Source organism: Saccharomonospora iraqiensis subsp. paurometabolica YIM 90007 (genome assembly GCF_000231035.2).
Classification (GTDB): Bacteria; Actinomycetota; Actinomycetes; order Mycobacteriales; family Pseudonocardiaceae; genus Saccharomonospora; species Saccharomonospora paurometabolica.
In genome coordinates this window covers 101,910-102,303 of the sequence record NZ_KI912225.1, presented here as the reverse complement: position 1 = coordinate 102,303, position 394 = coordinate 101,910, and the positions used below count along the sequence as shown (strand labels likewise).

General features: G+C 76.6%; 1 protein-coding gene. It reads left to right on the top strand.

Annotated features, from left to right (window positions below; genetic code table 11):
- Positions 1 to 394 (top strand): FAD-dependent oxidoreductase (locus SACPADRAFT_RS33825; RefSeq protein WP_233357150.1); only part of this gene is annotated, 394 nt, incomplete at both ends.

Genomic DNA, 394 nt, shown 5'->3' with positions numbered 1-394 from the left:
CGCCCCCCGCGGCGGCCCGGCTGCTGGCCGGCCCGGTTCCGTCGGCCGCGGCCGAGTTCCGGGACATCGAGCTCGCCTCGATGGCGGTGGTCGCGCTCGCGCTGCCGCCGGACACACGCTTGCCGGAGTCGTCCGGCGTGCTGATCGCCTCCGGCGAGCGCCACGACGACGGCACCCTGTTCACCGCGAAGGCGTTCACCTTCTCCTCCCGCAAGTGGTCCCACCACGCCCACGACGGGGCGCCGGTGCTCGTGCGCGGCTCGGTCGGCCGGTTCGGACAGGCGGAGATGCTGCGGGTGCGCGACGACGAGCTCGTGCGGCGCGTGCGGGCCGACCTGGCCGAGCTGACCGGGGTGACGGCCGCGCCGGTCGGGAGTCCGGTGACCCGGTGGGG